Genomic DNA, 15,482 nt, shown 5'->3' with positions numbered 1-15,482 from the left:
TGATTGGAGAACTCTGATTGTCGAAACGAGTTTATCGAACCGCTTTTCGGATGTTTACGGTCCTTCCTGATGTTCGTTAAAGCGGTTTCATAAAACGGTGGTTTTATCGTACTCCCCAGACAGAGCGCTGGTTTGCGGGCAGGTACTGGGCTTAAGTGCGTTTACTGTTCCATTGCTCCCCGAACCCCTAATAGCTTCAGTACCTATCCAGCCAGCCTCAATGGTTCAATGTGCATAATGTGGTAGGCAATGGGTCGAAGTCTGCTGACATTGAGTTTAGGGCAACCAAGGCAGAGATAACCGGCCTATTCTATAATTCGGGTACTTATTTTTTGGCAGTTACTCCCCACGAAGAGCCTTAATCAGGCCTTTAAATGAACCATTGAGTCGGGTGAACGCTGCCTCGAAATGAATTTCATTTTCCGTATACTTCGCAAGCTCGACTTGCTGATCCACGGTATTTTGGTCTAGGGACGGTTGATTTGGAATTCTGTAAAGTAAAGCTCTCTCATCAATTTCGGCTGCTGATCCGTTCCCAGCAATGTGCTTTAGGTTTGTTGTTTGTAAAGAAAACTGAGCATCCGTCATTTGTTTTGACTGGCTTGCAAGCAAGGCAGGAAAGTCCAAGTCGCGGGCCTTGAAATTTGGCGTATCGGCGTTAGCTATATTATTGCTCAGCACCTCCGCTCTTTGGCTGCGATAAATTAACGCTCTTTCCGCAGAACCAACGGCTTTTTCAAAACTAATACTCACACCTAATCACCTTTGTGGAACTACCAATCACGACGCAATACGCATATCGAACACTCAAGGTTAAATACAATGCATCAGCGTCGGCGAATTTCAGATCCTGTTCAGCTGTTCAAAAACCGTCGAATCTCTTTAAAAATGACGGGAAGCTTACAAAATTGTCATATATAAATTTTAATCGGTTAAATACGATGCAGTGTTGCTTGGATGAGTGAGAGCTTACGAATTAATCCGCCTGCTATTCAAGAGAAAAGTGGCAGCCTGACACAACTGTAATATTCACCTAAGGTTTCTGACAGGGGATGAGTCCTAAAGTTATATCGAGCCTTGAGCTCAGCCCCAAGAATCATTTTTCAATGTGGATTCAACGGGATGACCAAAACTTATTCGAGGATACCCCCATGAAATCCATTAAAACCCTGTTTGTCATAGCCGCTTTGACCGTCTCTTCTCTGGCGATGGCCGAAGGTGGCGGTGACCGGACGTTCGCGCGCATGGAGGCTGCAATGAAGAGGTCAATGGACGCGTACCAAATTGCCCAAAAGCAAGGCACTCAACCCCCAGTAGCCGAGAGCAAAGCCAACGCTGTCGACCAAGCCAAATATTGAACGGCTCGATGCACTCCCAAGCTGACAGAAATGTAATCACCTCGGTGGTTAAAATGTGGCAATTTCTGAGCTCGCCTGCCGTATGAGTTTAATCATTTGCGGCGGCGGGCAAGGTTCATAGATATTCGAGACGAGCTCCTGAGAGCCCGCTAACCTATAAGCACAATCCACAGCGTGTTTCGCACGGTTTCCCTTTCGACTGACTGGATATAAACGGCATGCATTCCAAAACCTCTAGGCGGACATTCGTTAAAGGCTTGGCCGCTGGTGGCATTCTCGGCGGCTTTGGCCTTTGGCGCACTCCTGTATGGGCAGTGACCAGTCCTGGTCTGCCGAGCGTACTCACCGGCAACGAATTTGATCTGTTTATTGGTGAAACCCCGGTAAACATCACCGGCTCGCCACGCACGGCCATGACCATCAATGGCTCCTTGCCGGGACCATTGCTGCGCTGGCGCGAAGGGGAAACGGTCACGCTGCGGGTAAAAAACCGCCTGGATCAGGACACTTCAATCCATTGGCACGGGATCATCTTGCCGGCCAACATGGATGGAGTGCCGGGCTTGAGTTTCCACGGCATCGCCCCCGATGGCATGTACGAGTATAAATTCAAGGTGCATCAGAACGGTACGTACTGGTACCACAGCCACTCGGGCTTTCAGGAACAAGCTGGCGTATATGGCCCCATCGTGATCGATTCAAAAGAGCCGGAGCCTTTTCAGTACAACCGCGATTACGTGGTGATGCTGACCGACTGGACCGATGAAGATCCTGCTCGCGTCATGGCCAAGCTCAAGAAACAATCGGACTACTACAACCACCACAAGCGTACCGTGGGCGACTTCATCGACGATGTCAGCGAGAAAGGCTGGTCCGCGACAGTGGCGGATCGGAAGATGTGGGCCGAAATGAAAATGAACCCCACCGATCTCGCGGACGTCAGTGGGGATACTTACACCTACCTCATGAACGGCCAAGCCCCCAACGGTAACTGGACAGGTATTTTTAAGCCGGGAGAGAAGCTGCGCCTACGCTTCATTAACGGCTCGGGTATGAGCTATTTCGACGTCCGTATCCCAGGCTTGAAAATGACCGTTGTGGCCGCCGACGGCCAGCACGTCAACCCGGTCAGCGTCGACGAATTCCGCATCGCCGTGGCAGAAACCTATGACGTGATCGTCGAGCCTGCCAGTCAAGAGGCGTACACCATTTTTGCCCAGTCCATGGATCGAACCGGTTACGCGCGCGGAACCTTGGCCGTGCGCGAAGGATTGAAGGCGCCGATACCGGCGATTGATCCTCGCCCTCTTGTGACCATGGATGACATGGGGATGGGCGGTATGGCCGGTATGGACCATGGCAGCATGGCGGGCATGGATGGCGGCGCTACGAAGCAAGGTGGCATGTCCGGTATGGCCGGCATGGATCACAGCAAAATGACCGACATGGGCCAGGATGACATGTCCAATATGACCGGTATGGACCACAGCAATATGGCCGGTATGGACCAGGGTGACATGTCCGGTATGGCAGGTATGGGCGGCATGGGTGGAGAGATGCAGACTCACCCCGCCTCCGAAACCAATAACCCCCTGGTTGACATGCAAGCCATGACCCCTACTCCGAAGCTCAACGATCCGGGTATTGGCTTGCGCAACAATGGCCGTCGCGTGCTTACCTACTCTGACCTTAAGAGCACTTTCCAGGATCCGGATGGCCGCGAGCCCAATCGCACCATTGAGCTGCACCTGACCGGTCATATGGAAAAGTTCGCCTGGTCATTCAACGGCATCAAATTCTCTGACGCCGAACCATTGCGCCTCAAGTATGGCGAGCGCCTGCGCATTACGCTGGTGAACGACACCATGATGACTCACCCCATCCACCTCCACGGTATGTGGAGTGACCTTGAGGATGAGAACGGGAAATTCATGGTGCGCAAACACACGATCGACATGCCACCAGGAACCAAACGCAGCTATCGAGTCACCGCTGATGCGTTAGGTCGCTGGGCCTATCACTGCCACCTGCTATTCCATATGGAAATGGGCATGTTCCGTGAAGTACGGGTTGATGAGTAAGGGAGACGGGTTATGAGCACATACCTAAATCGTAAATCGCTGATGGGTTGCGCCTTTGCCATTGGCCTGTTGGGCACTATCCCTCTCATGGCGCTGGCAGGGGACGATAGTGGCGAGCATTCCCACGCGACTCCTGCGATCTCAACGGACAAACCGGCAACCACGGCAAGCGAGTCCAAACCGGATCACGGGCCAATGGATCACAGCAAGATGAGCCATGAGTCGATGGATTATGACCAAAATACCAAAAAGGCAGATTGAGATCATGACCAGTAAGTTTTTACGCCCAACTCTGATGGCGCTGACCGTCTCCGTCAGCCCCGCTTTTTTTGGCTTGGCGAGCGCCGCTGAGGCAATGGATCCGTCGATGACCATGCCCTCGAGTTCGGACTCGAAACCCTCGGCGGTTCAAAAGTCGATCCCCGCCAAAGACAGCCAGATGGACCATTCCAAGATGGATCATGGTTCGATGGAGCCTATGGACCACAGCAAAATGAACATGGGCCAAGGCCAAGAAAAGCCGATGGACCATAGCAAAATGAATCATGGGCAAATGGATCAAGGCCAGATGGAAGGCATGGACCACAGCAAAATGAGTATGGATGCAAGGGCGACTACCACGAGCCGAACCCCTATTCCGGTACTGACCGACGCTGATCGTGAAGCCGCCTTTCCTCCGGTGGCTGGTCATGGCCTCTCTGACAAAAGCCTCAACACGTTCTTTCTCCTCGATCAGTTCGAGTATCAGGACGCTGACAACGGCAGTGCCCTGAGCTGGGACGCAACGGGATGGATCGGTGGGGACGTTGATCGTCTGTGGTTGCGTTCGGAAGGTGAACGTACCAACGGTGTAACCGAGAGCGCCGAACTCACAGCACTGTGGGGGCACTCGATCAGTCCGTGGTGGGACGTTGTTACCGGGGTGCGTCAAGATTTTAAACCAGGCTCGCCACAGACTTGGGGCGCTTTTGGTATCCAAGGGATGGCTCTCTACAACTTTGAAGCGGAAGCCACCGCATTCATTGGTGAGAACGGGCAGACTGCGGCTCGGTTAGAGGGCGATTATGACATTCTGCTTACCAATCGCTTGATCTTGCAGCCTACAGCCGAAATGAACTTTTACGGGAAAAACGACCCGCAACGCGGCATTGGTTCTGGTTTGGCCAATACCGAAGTAGGCTTGCGGTTGCGCTACGAGCTTGTCCGCGAGTTTGCCCCCTACATCGGCGTTACCTGGAGTCGCTCCTATGGCAAGACCGCAGACCTCGCTAGCGATGAAGGAGAGGATACGAACGAAGCGCGATTTGTCGTAGGTGTTCGGATGTGGTTTTGAGAACCTTATATGAAAAGAACAATAAAAACGTTGGCTGCTGCCGGTGTGGTGCAGTCATCATGGGGACCGGCGTCGTGCATTTTGGTGTGTTCAACGTTGGGGCCGATGAACCCCACTCCGATCCCGTTTACGCACTTCTGTCCACTGCTCGGGATCGCTCGATTGCAGTGCGTTCACGCGACATTAAAGTCCCCGACCTAAGCGATGAAGCTCTCATTCGTGCAGGTGCAGGCAATTACAACTCAATGTGCATTGGCTGCCACCTGGCTCCGAGTGTCGCTGGAACCGAGTTGAGTAAAAGCCTTTACCCGGCACCTCCAAATCTTTCAAAACTGGGCGTTGATGGAAATCCAGCCGCCGCCTTCTGGATCATCAAGCACGGTATCAAGTCCACAGGCATGCCAGCCTGGGGCAAAAGCATGGCCGACCCCTACATCTGGGGGATGGTTGCTTTTCTTCAGCAGCTTCCCACCTTGGATGCAGAGCAATATAAGGCCCTGACAGCAAGCAGCGATGGCCACCAACACGGTGGCGGCGAGACCAAAATGCATAACCATGAAGGACAGCATGACGGTCAAAAAGAGGCTGCCGCTGGACATCATGATGCAGGCGGAGCTGAAGAAGTAGCTGAGTCCGACGATCATCATGACGACAAAAATAGTGCGCATCTTCATGATGAAGACGCAGCACCCTCTCAGGATGAAAGTACTGAGCATGCTCATACTGAGGGTGCAGATGCTCCTGCGGATCAGCCAAAAACTCATACCCATGCTGATGGGAAGGAGCAGACCCATGCGAAATAACTTTCTTCGTCCTGGCCGGGCACTTCGCCTCGCTGCATTCGCGGCTCTGTTTATCAGTTCCGCTGGTCATGCAGCAGAATCGCTGACGATCGACGTCCATCGTGACGCTAACTGTGGATGCTGCAAGAAGTGGATGCAGCACCTTGAAGCTAACGGCTTCACCGTCGTTGATCATGTAGAAACCAACATGAGCGCGGTCAAGCAGGGCCTGGGTGTTGCCCCGCGTCTCTCGTCATGCCACACCGCGGTGATCAACGGCAAGTTTGTTGAAGGCCACGTGCCTGCCGAGCAAATAGTTGCTTTGAGCAAACGCGACGACCTTATCGGGATAGCTGTGCCGGGCATGCCGGCAGGCTCGCCTGGCATGGAGGTCGGTGGGAAGCAGGATGTTTATCAGGTCATCGGCCTGAGCAAAGCAGGTACTGACCAAGTGATTGCCGAGTACCTGGCAAACTAAGTTTCAAACTTTCCTTGATTCTTGCATGATCACTGCCCGTGATCATGCAAGCGATGTGTGCTCTTGCTACGTTGTGCTATCAGCAGTATGGGCGCTATCGCAGAAAAAACCGCGCTGGCATAAAATGTCATTGCTGAGCCATACGTTTGCCAAAGTAACCCCGCAATCCCGCTTGCCAGCAACATGGATACACCACTCACCAGGTTGAAAATCCTGAAAGCGGTTCATTTCAATTCTGCCGGTGTCGTGTCAGCGACAAGCGCAGCCAGTAGCCCCTGATTAAATCCCATATGAAGTCCCCATAGGACGACGCCGAGTATCAACATTGAGACGGACTCGGCACTGGCTAGAACCAGATCGGACAAGATCAGCAACATCAACCCGACCCTGAGGAGACTTGTGCGACTTACACGGTCAGAGAGCTTCCCCACAGGGTAGGCCGAGAGTGTGTAGAACAAGGCCATCACCACCATTACTATCGGCACCCAGGTTGCAGACAACCCTGCTTGCTGAGCGCGCAAGACCAGGAAGTCCTCACTAAAACGTGCCAGGGTGAACGAAAGCGCTGAGCTGAATGCTCGTGTTCGGACTCATCGACGCCAATAAAAATCAGACTGACTGCTACCAACGCCGGTCTCACCGCGATCCATAACACCAGTGGAATGTTTTCACTGAAGGCATACATCAGGCGGATGGCTACTGCTGGCCCGAGGAAGGCCCCTATCGTATCCATGGATTGACGTAAGCCGAAGCAAGCGACGGATATGCTGTGGCGATACATCAGCGACCTGGGCATCACGTGGAGCGCCGGGAATACCTTTGCCGATCCGATCCAGAAAGCGTGCGGTGAACACCATTTCTGCAGAGTGAGCCAATGGAAAGAGCGGCTTGGTGAGTGCCGCAAGACCCTAGCCAACCAGCAGCAAGCCTTTGCGTCGACCGAAGTAGCCGCTGATCGCACCTGAAAATACTTTCACTATAAGGGCCGTCGCCTCCGCAATACCCTCGATCAGACCCAGGGTGATCATGCTGACGCCTAGAGAACCCACCAGAAACATCGGCAGCAAGCTATGAACCATTTCTGAAGGCAAGTCCATGAACAGGCTGACGAAACCTAGCGCCCAGACCGTACGGGGAATGCTACGTGTAGCTATTGTCTCGGACATATTCCAGTTTCCTTGGCTGTCGTCCGCAAGTGTATCTACAGCGTCCAGTGATTCTGTTGCGGCGAGCTCATATTGAGCTATCTGCTCAACAAACTTATAGGCGGTAGGATACTAGGTGTTTGGCGGGTATCTATCTGTTGTTGAGCGCTGTTCTCGGCACGGTCCACTGGTTCTACCCATTGCGGTGATCCTTATCGTGGCATTACCGACTCACGAGACAATCATTTACGAAGCCTGACTTATCAGCATGCGTATAGATAGGCCGCTAAATTAAGGCAGCCGTTGCTGCTGGTTCTACCTGACAGATTCGTAATGGTATAGCCCGTCACCAGCGACTAGACTCCCTCAATGAAACGCTACCTGCGGTTTTGCCTTATTTTTCTGATTAGCTTGGCGCTTCCCCTGAGCGGGATGGCGGGCATTCAGTCACCGACAGAACCTTGCCCGATTAAAACGACGGGCATGACCATGATGGGTGACATGAACCAGGACTGCTGTCACGAGATGAGCAGCTCCACCGATCACGGCAAAACCTGCAAGCCCGGCCAGGAATGCAGGAGCGCCAGTCTGCTACAAGTGTCGCTTGGGAAACCTGCCACCCGTTTGTCCAGGCCGCAGATACTAACAATCTTCAGCGACTCCCTGCCTACTCAGGCTCCCTCCGGGGTGTGGCGACCGCCTCGCGCTTGATTCCTGTACCCCACTGAGCCTCATCCCGCCCTGGCGCGGGATGGCATATCTGCGCGCGAGCCCAATACACGCGCAGTGGATCATCACAGGAATCGTGAACATGAATCCCAAGTGCTACTGCACCGGTTGGCCCCTCGTGGCTGCCCTGGCGGCAAGCGTGCTGGCATTGCCAAGCCTTGCTGCCCCCCTGACACTCGACGAAGCCTTGCGCCTTGCTGAAAACAATGCACCATCGCTAGGCCAGTCCTTCAACCTGATCGAATGGGCGCAAGTTGCACAGGATGCGGAGAGGTCGGCAAACGCAACCGCTACCAGCGACTACGCCATGGCCGTCAAAGTCGTGTGGGAGCTTGCCGCCCTCGCCCATCATCAGTCCAAAGATCCCGCAGGCTTCAAGCGCTGCAAGTTAAAGTCGATCGAGCAAACGCTCAGGATGCGAGAAGGCGTCGACAGCTTCATGACCAGAGCCAGCTGGACGCGGGATGCCATACGGGAGCTTCGCGCTATTCCAGGCATGCAAGCAGAACTGGAAACGTTGAAGGCCGAGTTGCTGGAGCTGCAAGCGCAGGCTGCTCACGAATTCTCTTCCTTCCAGATCCCGATGGATTTGAGCGAGGAGCGCCAAGGCACCATCAATGTCTTCAAGGATCTGACGCTTCCAGAATTTTTCTACACATTTGCCCGGATCTGTGATGTACCGGAGAAAATGGCGCTGCACACGGACATCATCCGTAACCGTAGCAACTCACTCCTGTCCGACCTCTTCAACGGACAGATCTACACCGACGGCCTAGGCCGGGTCGTCACACAAGCACCGGCCATCAATATCGACGACACGCCCCCACCTGAATGGTATGACCATGAGAGCCTTCGCTACTTGGACATCCAGTACCAAATATGGGTTGAAAGCCGAGTAAAGCCGGCCACCCAAAACCTCATGACCAAATTTGCTGTCGACGATGGACACCTGATGGCCATCGTGTCAGCTAGCCCATTCGTGCCGTCAGGGTACGAGCACATTTATGCCCTGGGCCTCGCGCGCTTCCTTCAGGGCGACATGGTGTCCGCCTGCCATCTGCTTTTCCCACAGCTCGAAAACTCGCTACGCCATGTGCTCAGTGACGCTGGAATCGATACATCGAAACTGGACGAAGAATTGCTGCAAGAAGACCGGTCGCTCAGTGGGCTGCTGAGTAACCGACGAGAACAGTTAGAGTCGGTTTTCGGCATTGACCTGATCTACACGATTGACTTGCTGTTCAATCTCAAAGGCGGCCCGTGCCTGCGCCACGAAATAGCACACGGCAAGCTAGCATCTGGTGCCTGCTACCTGCATTCCAGCATCTACGCGTGCTGGCTCATGTACTACCTGATGTGCTTGCCGCTGCAGCGGTGTTGGAGCACACATGTCGCCCCGCAGCTAGAACGTGCTTCACTCTAGCCAATGTCAGCGCTTGCTGAACGTGGGAAATTGCGCCCCACTTGACCACTCATTTGCATTGCTACTGACCACTCGTTTGCATGGGATATGACCAGCCGTTTGCATTCGACTTGACCAAAATTTGCGGTAGCGGACACCGGCAGAGGACGGCCAAAAGCGGACGATTGCTGGCAGGTATTCAAGCTATGTCCCCAGGCCCTGGGGAAATAGCTTGGGGTTTGAGAAAGCCTGCTTAAGGTGGTCGTACACCAATCGCACCCGCTTCGATACAGGACCCTGCTGCGGGCGGTATATGAACAGATCCCATGGTGCTGGAGCGTGATCAGCCAAAACGGCAACCAGCTTTCCTGACCGCAGATGAGGCTCAGCCAGATAGGCAGGAATTTGGCCAAAACACATGCCTGCCAGGGTGGCTTCCAATTCCGTATCTGGATCATCACAGATAAGCGCTGGCTGCCTGGGCGCGAACGTTTGCCCGTCGGCAAATAGCCAAGGCCAAGGGCGGCCATTTTTCCGGTCGATCAGGACTGAAAGTGGCAGCTTAGCTAAGGCATCCAAAGATTTAGGTGGTGTCTTTTGGCCTATGAGAGACGGGCACGCGACAACGTAAAACGGCACGGGAGCTAAGGCACGTGCAACGTAGCGCCGGTCGCGAATAACCCCCACCCGGATACCAATATCGATATGCGCTTCAACGGCATCAGTCATCTGATCTTCCAAGCGGAGATCGAATTGCAGGTCAGGATGTGCAGCGGCCAGGGGCTGAAGAAACGGTATTAGGAAGCGCCTGCCAATAGCATGTGGAGCCGTAATCCCCACCCTACCTGACAGCTCAGGCTCCGTCCTGTGCGACCGGAATAGCGTATCGAAATGATCCAGAGCTGACCTGGCATCTTTGGCGTAATCCTGACCGAAAGCAGTGATGCTCACCTGGCGGGTATTGCGGTGGAACAGTGATTCGCCAAGCTCAGTTTCCAGGGCTTGAATGGCTCGAGTCACGCCTTGTGGGGAGATGCCTAATCGAGTTGCCGCTTCGCGGAAGCTACCTGCCTCTGCTGCTGTGCAAAAAATCCTAACCATCTCCATGCGGTTAAGCATGTTGCCCCTCCCATTTATTCCATTTTCAGGAATAGCATAATCCAATCATTTCCATTTATTGAGATCAATCATGGGTCTAAAGTTTGCGCACTGCCAGGTTAACCAGCCATGGCGAAGTACAAACCCGCCGATGAGGTTCTCAGCATGAGCAATAACATTTCTGGAAAAGTTGTCGTTATCACCGGTGCCAGTAGCGGCCTGGGTGAGGTTACTGCACGCCACCTTGCTGCGCTTGGCGCTCGCGTAGTGCTGGCTGCACGTCGCAAAGATAAACTCGACGCATTGGTGGCTGAGCTGACCAATGCAGGTGGTCAGGCAATCGCGTATCAGACCGATGTTACCTCTCAGGAAGAGGTCAAAACGCTCATTCAAGGTGCCGTGGACACCTACGGTCGCATTGATGTACTGATCAACAATGCCGGACTGATGGCGATTGCACCGCTCAGCGATACTCGCACTGACGAGTGGGATCGCATGATCGATATCAACATCAAGGGTCTGCTGTACGGAGTCGCGGCTGCATTGCCAGTCTTCCAGAAACAAAACAGTGGTCACTTCATCAACATCGCATCGGTTGCAGGCCTGAAGGTGTTCAGCCCAGGTGGCACCGTGTACAGCGGCACCAAGTTTGCTGTGCGGGCTATCTCCGAAGGACTGCGTCACGAAGTCGGTGGCAGCATCCGCACCACGACTATCGAACCGGGCGCCGTGGACTCCGAACTGAAATTCGGCAGCACCCACCAACAGAGCCGCGATTTCGTGGTGGACTTCTACAAGCATGCAATTCCCGCCGAATCGGTCGCTCGAGCTATCGCCTTCGCAATTGAGCAGCCTGCTGACGTGGATATTAACGAGATCGTTCTGCGCCCAACCGTGCAGGAATTCTAATGAGTTGAGGGCCTGTCTCTTCGGCGTCAGGCCCCGCTTATCTGGAGTGAAAAGCGGTGAGTGCCACATGGCCCGGAAGAAAAGAAGCAAGCGCTCGATGTAGGTGCTGAATGCCCTGCTATTGTTCAGCAGCTTGCAGCTGTTAGTGGGGCTGACAACGGATTGATGGCAACGGTTATGGAGAGCTATCTACGGGAAGAGTTTCCCAGTAGCGAAATCAGGAGCGATTCGCAGAACAAGTCCATTGACGAGACCATCTCCATCGTCCGCTCCTACCTGCGGTAGAGGCACCAGGGTGCCCTCGGTGAGGGAAAATTTAGTTAGCTAGTAAAGGAAGCGACATCATGAAATCACGTGCAGCAGTTGCCTTCGGGCCTGGAAAGCCACTGGAAATCGTCGAGATCGACGTCGAGCCGCCGCGCAAGGGCGAGGTGCTTGTCAGGATCACGAATACCGGCGTTTGCCATACCGACGCCTTCACCCTGTCGGGCGAGGACCCGGAAGGCGTGTTCCCGGCGGTGCTGGGCCATGAGGGCGCCGGCATCGTGGTCGAGGTCGGCGAGGGCGTGACCTCGGTCAAGCCGGGTGACCACGTGATCCCGCTGTACACCGCCGAGTGCGGTGAGTGCCTGTTCTGCAAGAGCGGCAAGACCAACCTGTGCGTGGCGGTGCGCGCCACCCAGGGCAAGGGCGTGATGCCCGATGGCACCACCCGCTTCAGCTACAACGGCCAGCCGATCTACCACTACATGGGCTGCTCGACCTTCAGCGAATACACTGTGGTGGCCGAAGTCTCGCTGGCCAAGATCAACCCGGACGCCAATCCCGAGCATGTCTGCCTGCTGGGTTGCGGTGTGACCACCGGCATCGGCGCTGTTCACAACACGGCCAAGGTTCAGCCGGGTGACTCTGTGGCCATCTTCGGCCTCGGCGGCATCGGGCTCGCTGCGATTCAGGGGGCACGCCAGGCCAAGGCAGGTCGCATCATCGCCATCGACACCAATCCAGCGAAGTTCGAGCTGGCTCGTACCTTCGGCGCGACCGAATGCCTCAACCCGAAGGACTTCGACAAGCCGATTCACGAGGTTCTCATCGAGATGACCGGTTGGGGTGTCGATCACACCTTCGAGTGCATCGGCAACGTCAACGTGATGCGCTCGGCACTGGAAGCAGCACATCGTGGCTGGGGCCAGTCGATCGTCATCGGCGTGGCTGGTGCAGGCAAGGAAATTTCGACGCGCCCGTTCCAGTTGATCACCGGTCGCACCTGGAAGGGCTCGGCTTTCGGCGGGGTCAAGGGCCGCACTCAACTTCCCGGCATGGTGGAGGACGCAATGAAAGGCGAGATCGATCTCGCCCCGTTCGTCACCCACACCATGGGCCTCGACGACATCAACAAGGCCTTCGACCTGATGCATGAAGGCAAGTCGATTCGCACGGTGATCCACTACTGACCGCCCACTACCCATTCAACGCCAACCACCAAGGAAATTAATCATGTCCACTCCTGTCATTTCTGGCGATGGCATCTTTTCGCACATCTTTATCGGCGCTGCCGACCTTCAGAAGTCGGTCGCGTTCTTCGACGCCGCTCTGGGTGCTCTTGGCATCAAGAACCTCGGTCCTTTCAACAACGGATGGGTACTTTTCGGTCGCGAAAAGCCGGCTTTCATCATCGCCCGCCCGGGCAATGGTGAAGCGCCTTCCAGCAACGGCGTGACGATCGGCTTTGCGGCCGCCACTCCCGCTGAAGTGGATGCCTTCCACGCCGCCGGCCTTGCCGCAGGCGGCACTGACGAGGGCCAACCTGGCGCACGTGGTCACCTGCCGGGTGCCTATGCGGCCTACCTGCGTGATCCGGCGGGCAACAAGGTCTGCTCGTACACCTTCGTCTGAAAGCAAGGAAGCTGAGAGCGTTCTGACAGGGTCAGCACAAGCCTCTATTATACGGCGAGCCTGTTAGATGGACTGTGTAACGCGGTGCCTGCTCATGAAGATCGGCCCGCAGCCATGTGTGAAACGCATGGCTGCGGGCATTTGTTTTGAAGCGTGCTTTTCAACCAATGAGAAATGAGGTCGTTAAGAAAGAGCCGGCCAATATCAATACGACGACCGTACAACCCACCCCGACCGCCACCGTGTACGGCATGCCGGCCTATGCCGATCGTGCTGCAGCCGTGGGTGAAGTGCATGCGCGCCCGCATCTGTTGCTTCAGGCCCCCCGCGGTATATTGCAGCTCTCTTTCATGACCGAAGGCGACCAGGCCAGGGATCAGATGGCGATGAGCGAGTTATCTCATCGCTTCGGCGTTGCCGAGCCCGACCACGCTACGCCGCTACACGGCGTGACATGGGATGAGGGAGACCTTCACTGTGAAAAGCACACCGAGTTCTCTACGTATCTCTGGTGCGCTTCGCTGGATTCCAAGACGGGAGAGCCTTGCGGAGAAAATCCCTTCAAACATGGATTTGTTCCTCCGGGCCCGGTCGTATCCGGCATCCGCTTGAGACTTCTTCCGTGGATGCCAGAAACGGAGAAGGAGGCTGATCGCTTCGATCCTGCCAGCCTGTGCTACTCGCTGGTAGAGAACGGCTCTGCCGCCATCTTGACCGACTTCCGACAGGATGAGGATGGCCTGACGCAGATCCTCATCCTTGCTCGTGATTTGACCCCGGCGCGGGCAGGTGCGCTGGCTCAACGTCTATTGGAGATCGAGACGTACCGTACCTTGGCGTTGCTGTCTCTGCCGTTGACGCGATCGATGACGTCGGAGCTGCGACGCATGGAGTCGCGCCTTGCAGCGATCACTGACGAGATGTGTACGAGTTTGGTAGAACGCCGCGATAGCGACGTGCTGCTTTCCGAATTGACCGGTCTGGCCGCCGAACTGGAAGCTGGCGTCGCGGCAAATCTCTATCGCTTCGGCGCCAGCCGTGCCTACTACGAGATCGTCGAGGAAAGGCTGGCTGCGCTTTCAGAAGTGGCCGTATCCGGATACAGCACCTGGGCGGACTTCCTGCAGCGTCGCATCGCTCCAGCCATGCGGACGTGCCAATCCGTAAAGGAGCGCCAGGCCAAGCTCTCCGACAAACTGACCCGAGCCATCGCGTTGCTGCGTTCGTGGATCGACGTCGAACTTGAACGCCAGAACCGCGATCTGCTGGCTTCGATGAACAACCGGGCCAAGTTGCAATTGCGCCTTCAGCAAACCGTCGAAGGCCTGTCGGTCGCGGCAATTTCTTATTACGTCGTGAGTCTTCTCGGCTACCTGCTCAAGGGCATTCCGATCGTTCACGACAGCGTGGCGCCGGTGATGGCGGTTCTGGTACCTGCGGTGATGCTGACGATCTGGTGGATCGTCCGCAGGATAAGACACGCCCACAGCGACACGGCGGCGGAAGAGAAATCTTCCTGACGAGCTGCCGTCCTGGCGCGCGATAGCTGCGCCGTCCGTTTGAACAGAGGAGAACAACATGCCAAGCAATTCTTTCGGTGAATCCTCTTGTACCGCTGCGGCCTGCATTGAAGCGTTTGTAGACCTTATTCCAGTAGCCAAACGCCTTGGGCAGGTCTCTCCAGGGACATCCCGTGCGCATGCGGTACAGCATGCCCTCCACGGTCATTCGTAGATCACGCTTGTTGTAGATGGCCTTGTGCAGCAGAATTTCCCGCAGCTTCGACCAATGCTCATCGCTGAGCAGTAATCGGGGCATTGCAAGCTCGTATCGATGTTGGGTCAGAGCTTCAACGATACGGGCTTGCTCTTATAGATCAATGGGTTAGCGCGAAATGGCAACAGACCCTAGCAAACCAGTTCAAATAACGTGGCGCAGTAGTTTTATCAGGTCCAAATGCGCCGTTTGGCCTGCGTCAGTTTCCCGGCGGTCTCCAGCTGTACATACACCAAACGCCTCTGGTCATCCACCGCGTCGCAACTCCCTGACACCCCGGCCCAGCTTGCGGCGCAACAGGGCTCGCAGGGTCGCCCCATCCGAATACCCGACCTGTGCGGCGACCTGATCGACGCTGGCGTTTCCGGTGCGCAAGAGATGGACGGCATGCTCCACGCGCAGGTCCTGGAAATACGACAGCGGTGTCTTGCCCAAAACGCTTTGCAGCCGCCGCGCCAAGGTGCGCTCGCTTGTGCCCGCGGCGCTGGCCGCCTC

The 15,482-nt window shown here is 55.4% G+C and carries 15 protein-coding genes and 3 pseudogenes; 13 read left to right on the top strand and 5 right to left on the bottom strand.

Annotated features, from left to right (window positions below; translation table 11 throughout):
• Positions 1-339: 339 nt before the first annotated feature.
• A complete protein-coding gene (flgB, locus tag GHO03_RS15165; protein WP_034114910.1) occupies positions 340-753 on the bottom strand; it encodes a flagellar basal body rod protein FlgB in 414 nt (137 codons plus the stop codon).
• Between the two features lie 398 nt (positions 754-1,151).
• On the opposite strand from flgB, the gene GHO03_RS15160 reads away from it, so the two are divergent.
• The 6 genes and pseudogenes from GHO03_RS15160 (at position 1,152) to GHO03_RS15135 (ending at position 6,032) form a co-directional block, all read left to right on the top strand.
• Positions 1,152-1,358 (top strand): co-regulatory protein PtrA N-terminal domain-containing protein, encoded by a 207-nt coding sequence (locus GHO03_RS15160; protein WP_034114927.1) that lies wholly within the window; start codon positions 1,152-1,154, stop codon positions 1,356-1,358.
• Between the two features lie 218 nt (positions 1,359-1,576).
• The gene (locus GHO03_RS15155; protein ID WP_048389508.1) at positions 1,577-3,439 is read left to right on the top strand and encodes a copper resistance system multicopper oxidase; all 1,863 of its coding nucleotides are present in this window, start codon (positions 1,577-1,579) and stop codon (positions 3,437-3,439) included.
• 12 nt (positions 3,440-3,451) lie between these two features.
• Complete coding sequence (locus tag GHO03_RS15150; protein ID WP_034114909.1) at positions 3,452-3,700, top strand: hypothetical protein; 249 nt, start codon at positions 3,452-3,454, stop codon at positions 3,698-3,700.
• A complete protein-coding gene (locus GHO03_RS15145; RefSeq protein WP_170939824.1) occupies positions 3,672-4,772 on the top strand; it encodes a copper resistance protein B in 1,101 nt (366 codons plus the stop codon). Before GHO03_RS15150 ends, GHO03_RS15145 begins: the two co-directional genes overlap by 29 nt.
• Positions 4,773-4,781: 9 nt before the next feature.
• Positions 4,782-5,575: pseudogene (locus GHO03_RS15140) on the top strand (c-type cytochrome).
• Positions 5,565-6,032: a DUF411 domain-containing protein gene (locus GHO03_RS15135; protein ID WP_048389506.1), complete on the top strand. Its 468-nt coding sequence runs from the start codon at positions 5,565-5,567 to the stop codon at positions 6,030-6,032. Before GHO03_RS15140 ends, GHO03_RS15135 begins: the two are co-directional and overlap by 11 nt.
• 29 nt (positions 6,033-6,061) lie before the next feature.
• Here GHO03_RS15135 and GHO03_RS15130 read toward each other — a convergent pair.
• Positions 6,062-7,198: pseudogene (locus GHO03_RS15130) on the bottom strand (MFS transporter).
• Positions 7,199-7,546: 348 nt separating this feature from the next.
• Here GHO03_RS15130 and GHO03_RS25565 point away from each other — a divergent pair.
• Entirely contained in the window at positions 7,547-7,888 is a 342-nt protein-coding gene (locus GHO03_RS25565) for a hypothetical protein (protein WP_094989779.1), read from the top strand.
• 100 nt (positions 7,889-7,988) lie between these two features.
• Positions 7,989-9,329, top strand: coding sequence for a DUF4209 domain-containing protein (locus GHO03_RS15125; RefSeq protein WP_082158117.1), 1,341 nt, complete (start codon positions 7,989-7,991; stop codon positions 9,327-9,329).
• A gap of 183 nt (positions 9,330-9,512) precedes the next feature.
• Here GHO03_RS15125 and GHO03_RS15120 read toward each other — a convergent pair whose 3' ends face one another.
• Positions 9,513-10,427: a LysR family transcriptional regulator gene (locus tag GHO03_RS15120; RefSeq protein WP_023082113.1), complete on the bottom strand. Its 915-nt coding sequence runs from the start codon at positions 10,425-10,427 to the stop codon at positions 9,513-9,515.
• A gap of 144 nt (positions 10,428-10,571) precedes the next feature.
• Here GHO03_RS15120 and GHO03_RS15115 point away from each other — a divergent pair, with 144 nt between their 5' ends.
• From GHO03_RS15115 to GHO03_RS15095, 5 genes are all read left to right on the top strand, one after another.
• Complete coding sequence (locus GHO03_RS15115) at positions 10,572-11,315, top strand: SDR family oxidoreductase (protein ID WP_031633346.1); 744 nt, start codon at positions 10,572-10,574, stop codon at positions 11,313-11,315.
• 60 nt (positions 11,316-11,375) lie between these two features.
• Positions 11,376-11,600 carry a metal-sensing transcriptional repressor gene (locus GHO03_RS15110; RefSeq protein ID WP_031633345.1) on the top strand — a complete coding sequence of 75 codons (225 nt, stop codon included), beginning with the start codon at positions 11,376-11,378 and terminating at the stop codon, positions 11,598-11,600.
• A 59-nt stretch (positions 11,601-11,659) separates the two neighbouring features.
• A complete protein-coding gene (locus tag GHO03_RS15105) occupies positions 11,660-12,769 on the top strand; it encodes an S-(hydroxymethyl)glutathione dehydrogenase/class III alcohol dehydrogenase (protein ID WP_003291553.1) in 1,110 nt (369 codons plus the stop codon).
• 43 nt (positions 12,770-12,812) lie between these two features.
• A complete protein-coding gene (locus GHO03_RS15100) occupies positions 12,813-13,211 on the top strand; it encodes a VOC family protein (RefSeq protein ID WP_047280114.1) in 399 nt (132 codons plus the stop codon).
• A 167-nt stretch (positions 13,212-13,378) separates the two neighbouring features.
• Positions 13,379-14,731, top strand: coding sequence for a DUF3422 family protein (locus GHO03_RS15095; protein ID WP_047280115.1), 1,353 nt, complete (start codon positions 13,379-13,381; stop codon positions 14,729-14,731).
• A 103-nt stretch (positions 14,732-14,834) separates the two neighbouring features.
• On the opposite strand, the pseudogene GHO03_RS15090 reads toward GHO03_RS15095, so the two are convergent.
• Positions 14,835-15,029, bottom strand: a pseudogene (locus GHO03_RS15090) (transposase); the annotation flags it as partial.
• Positions 15,030-15,233: 204 nt separating this feature from the next.
• On the bottom strand, positions 15,234-15,482 hold a 249-nt coding region (locus tag GHO03_RS15085), incomplete at its 5' end, for a helix-turn-helix domain-containing protein (RefSeq protein WP_153400147.1).

Origin of the sequence: Pseudomonas sp. FSL R10-1339, from assembly GCF_009600545.1 — a bacterium.
Taxonomy (GTDB): Bacteria; Pseudomonadota; Gammaproteobacteria; order Pseudomonadales; family Pseudomonadaceae; genus Aquipseudomonas; species Aquipseudomonas bubulae.
The sequence above is the reverse complement of the archived record's forward strand: the minus strand, read 5'-3'. Positions and strand labels throughout refer to the sequence as shown.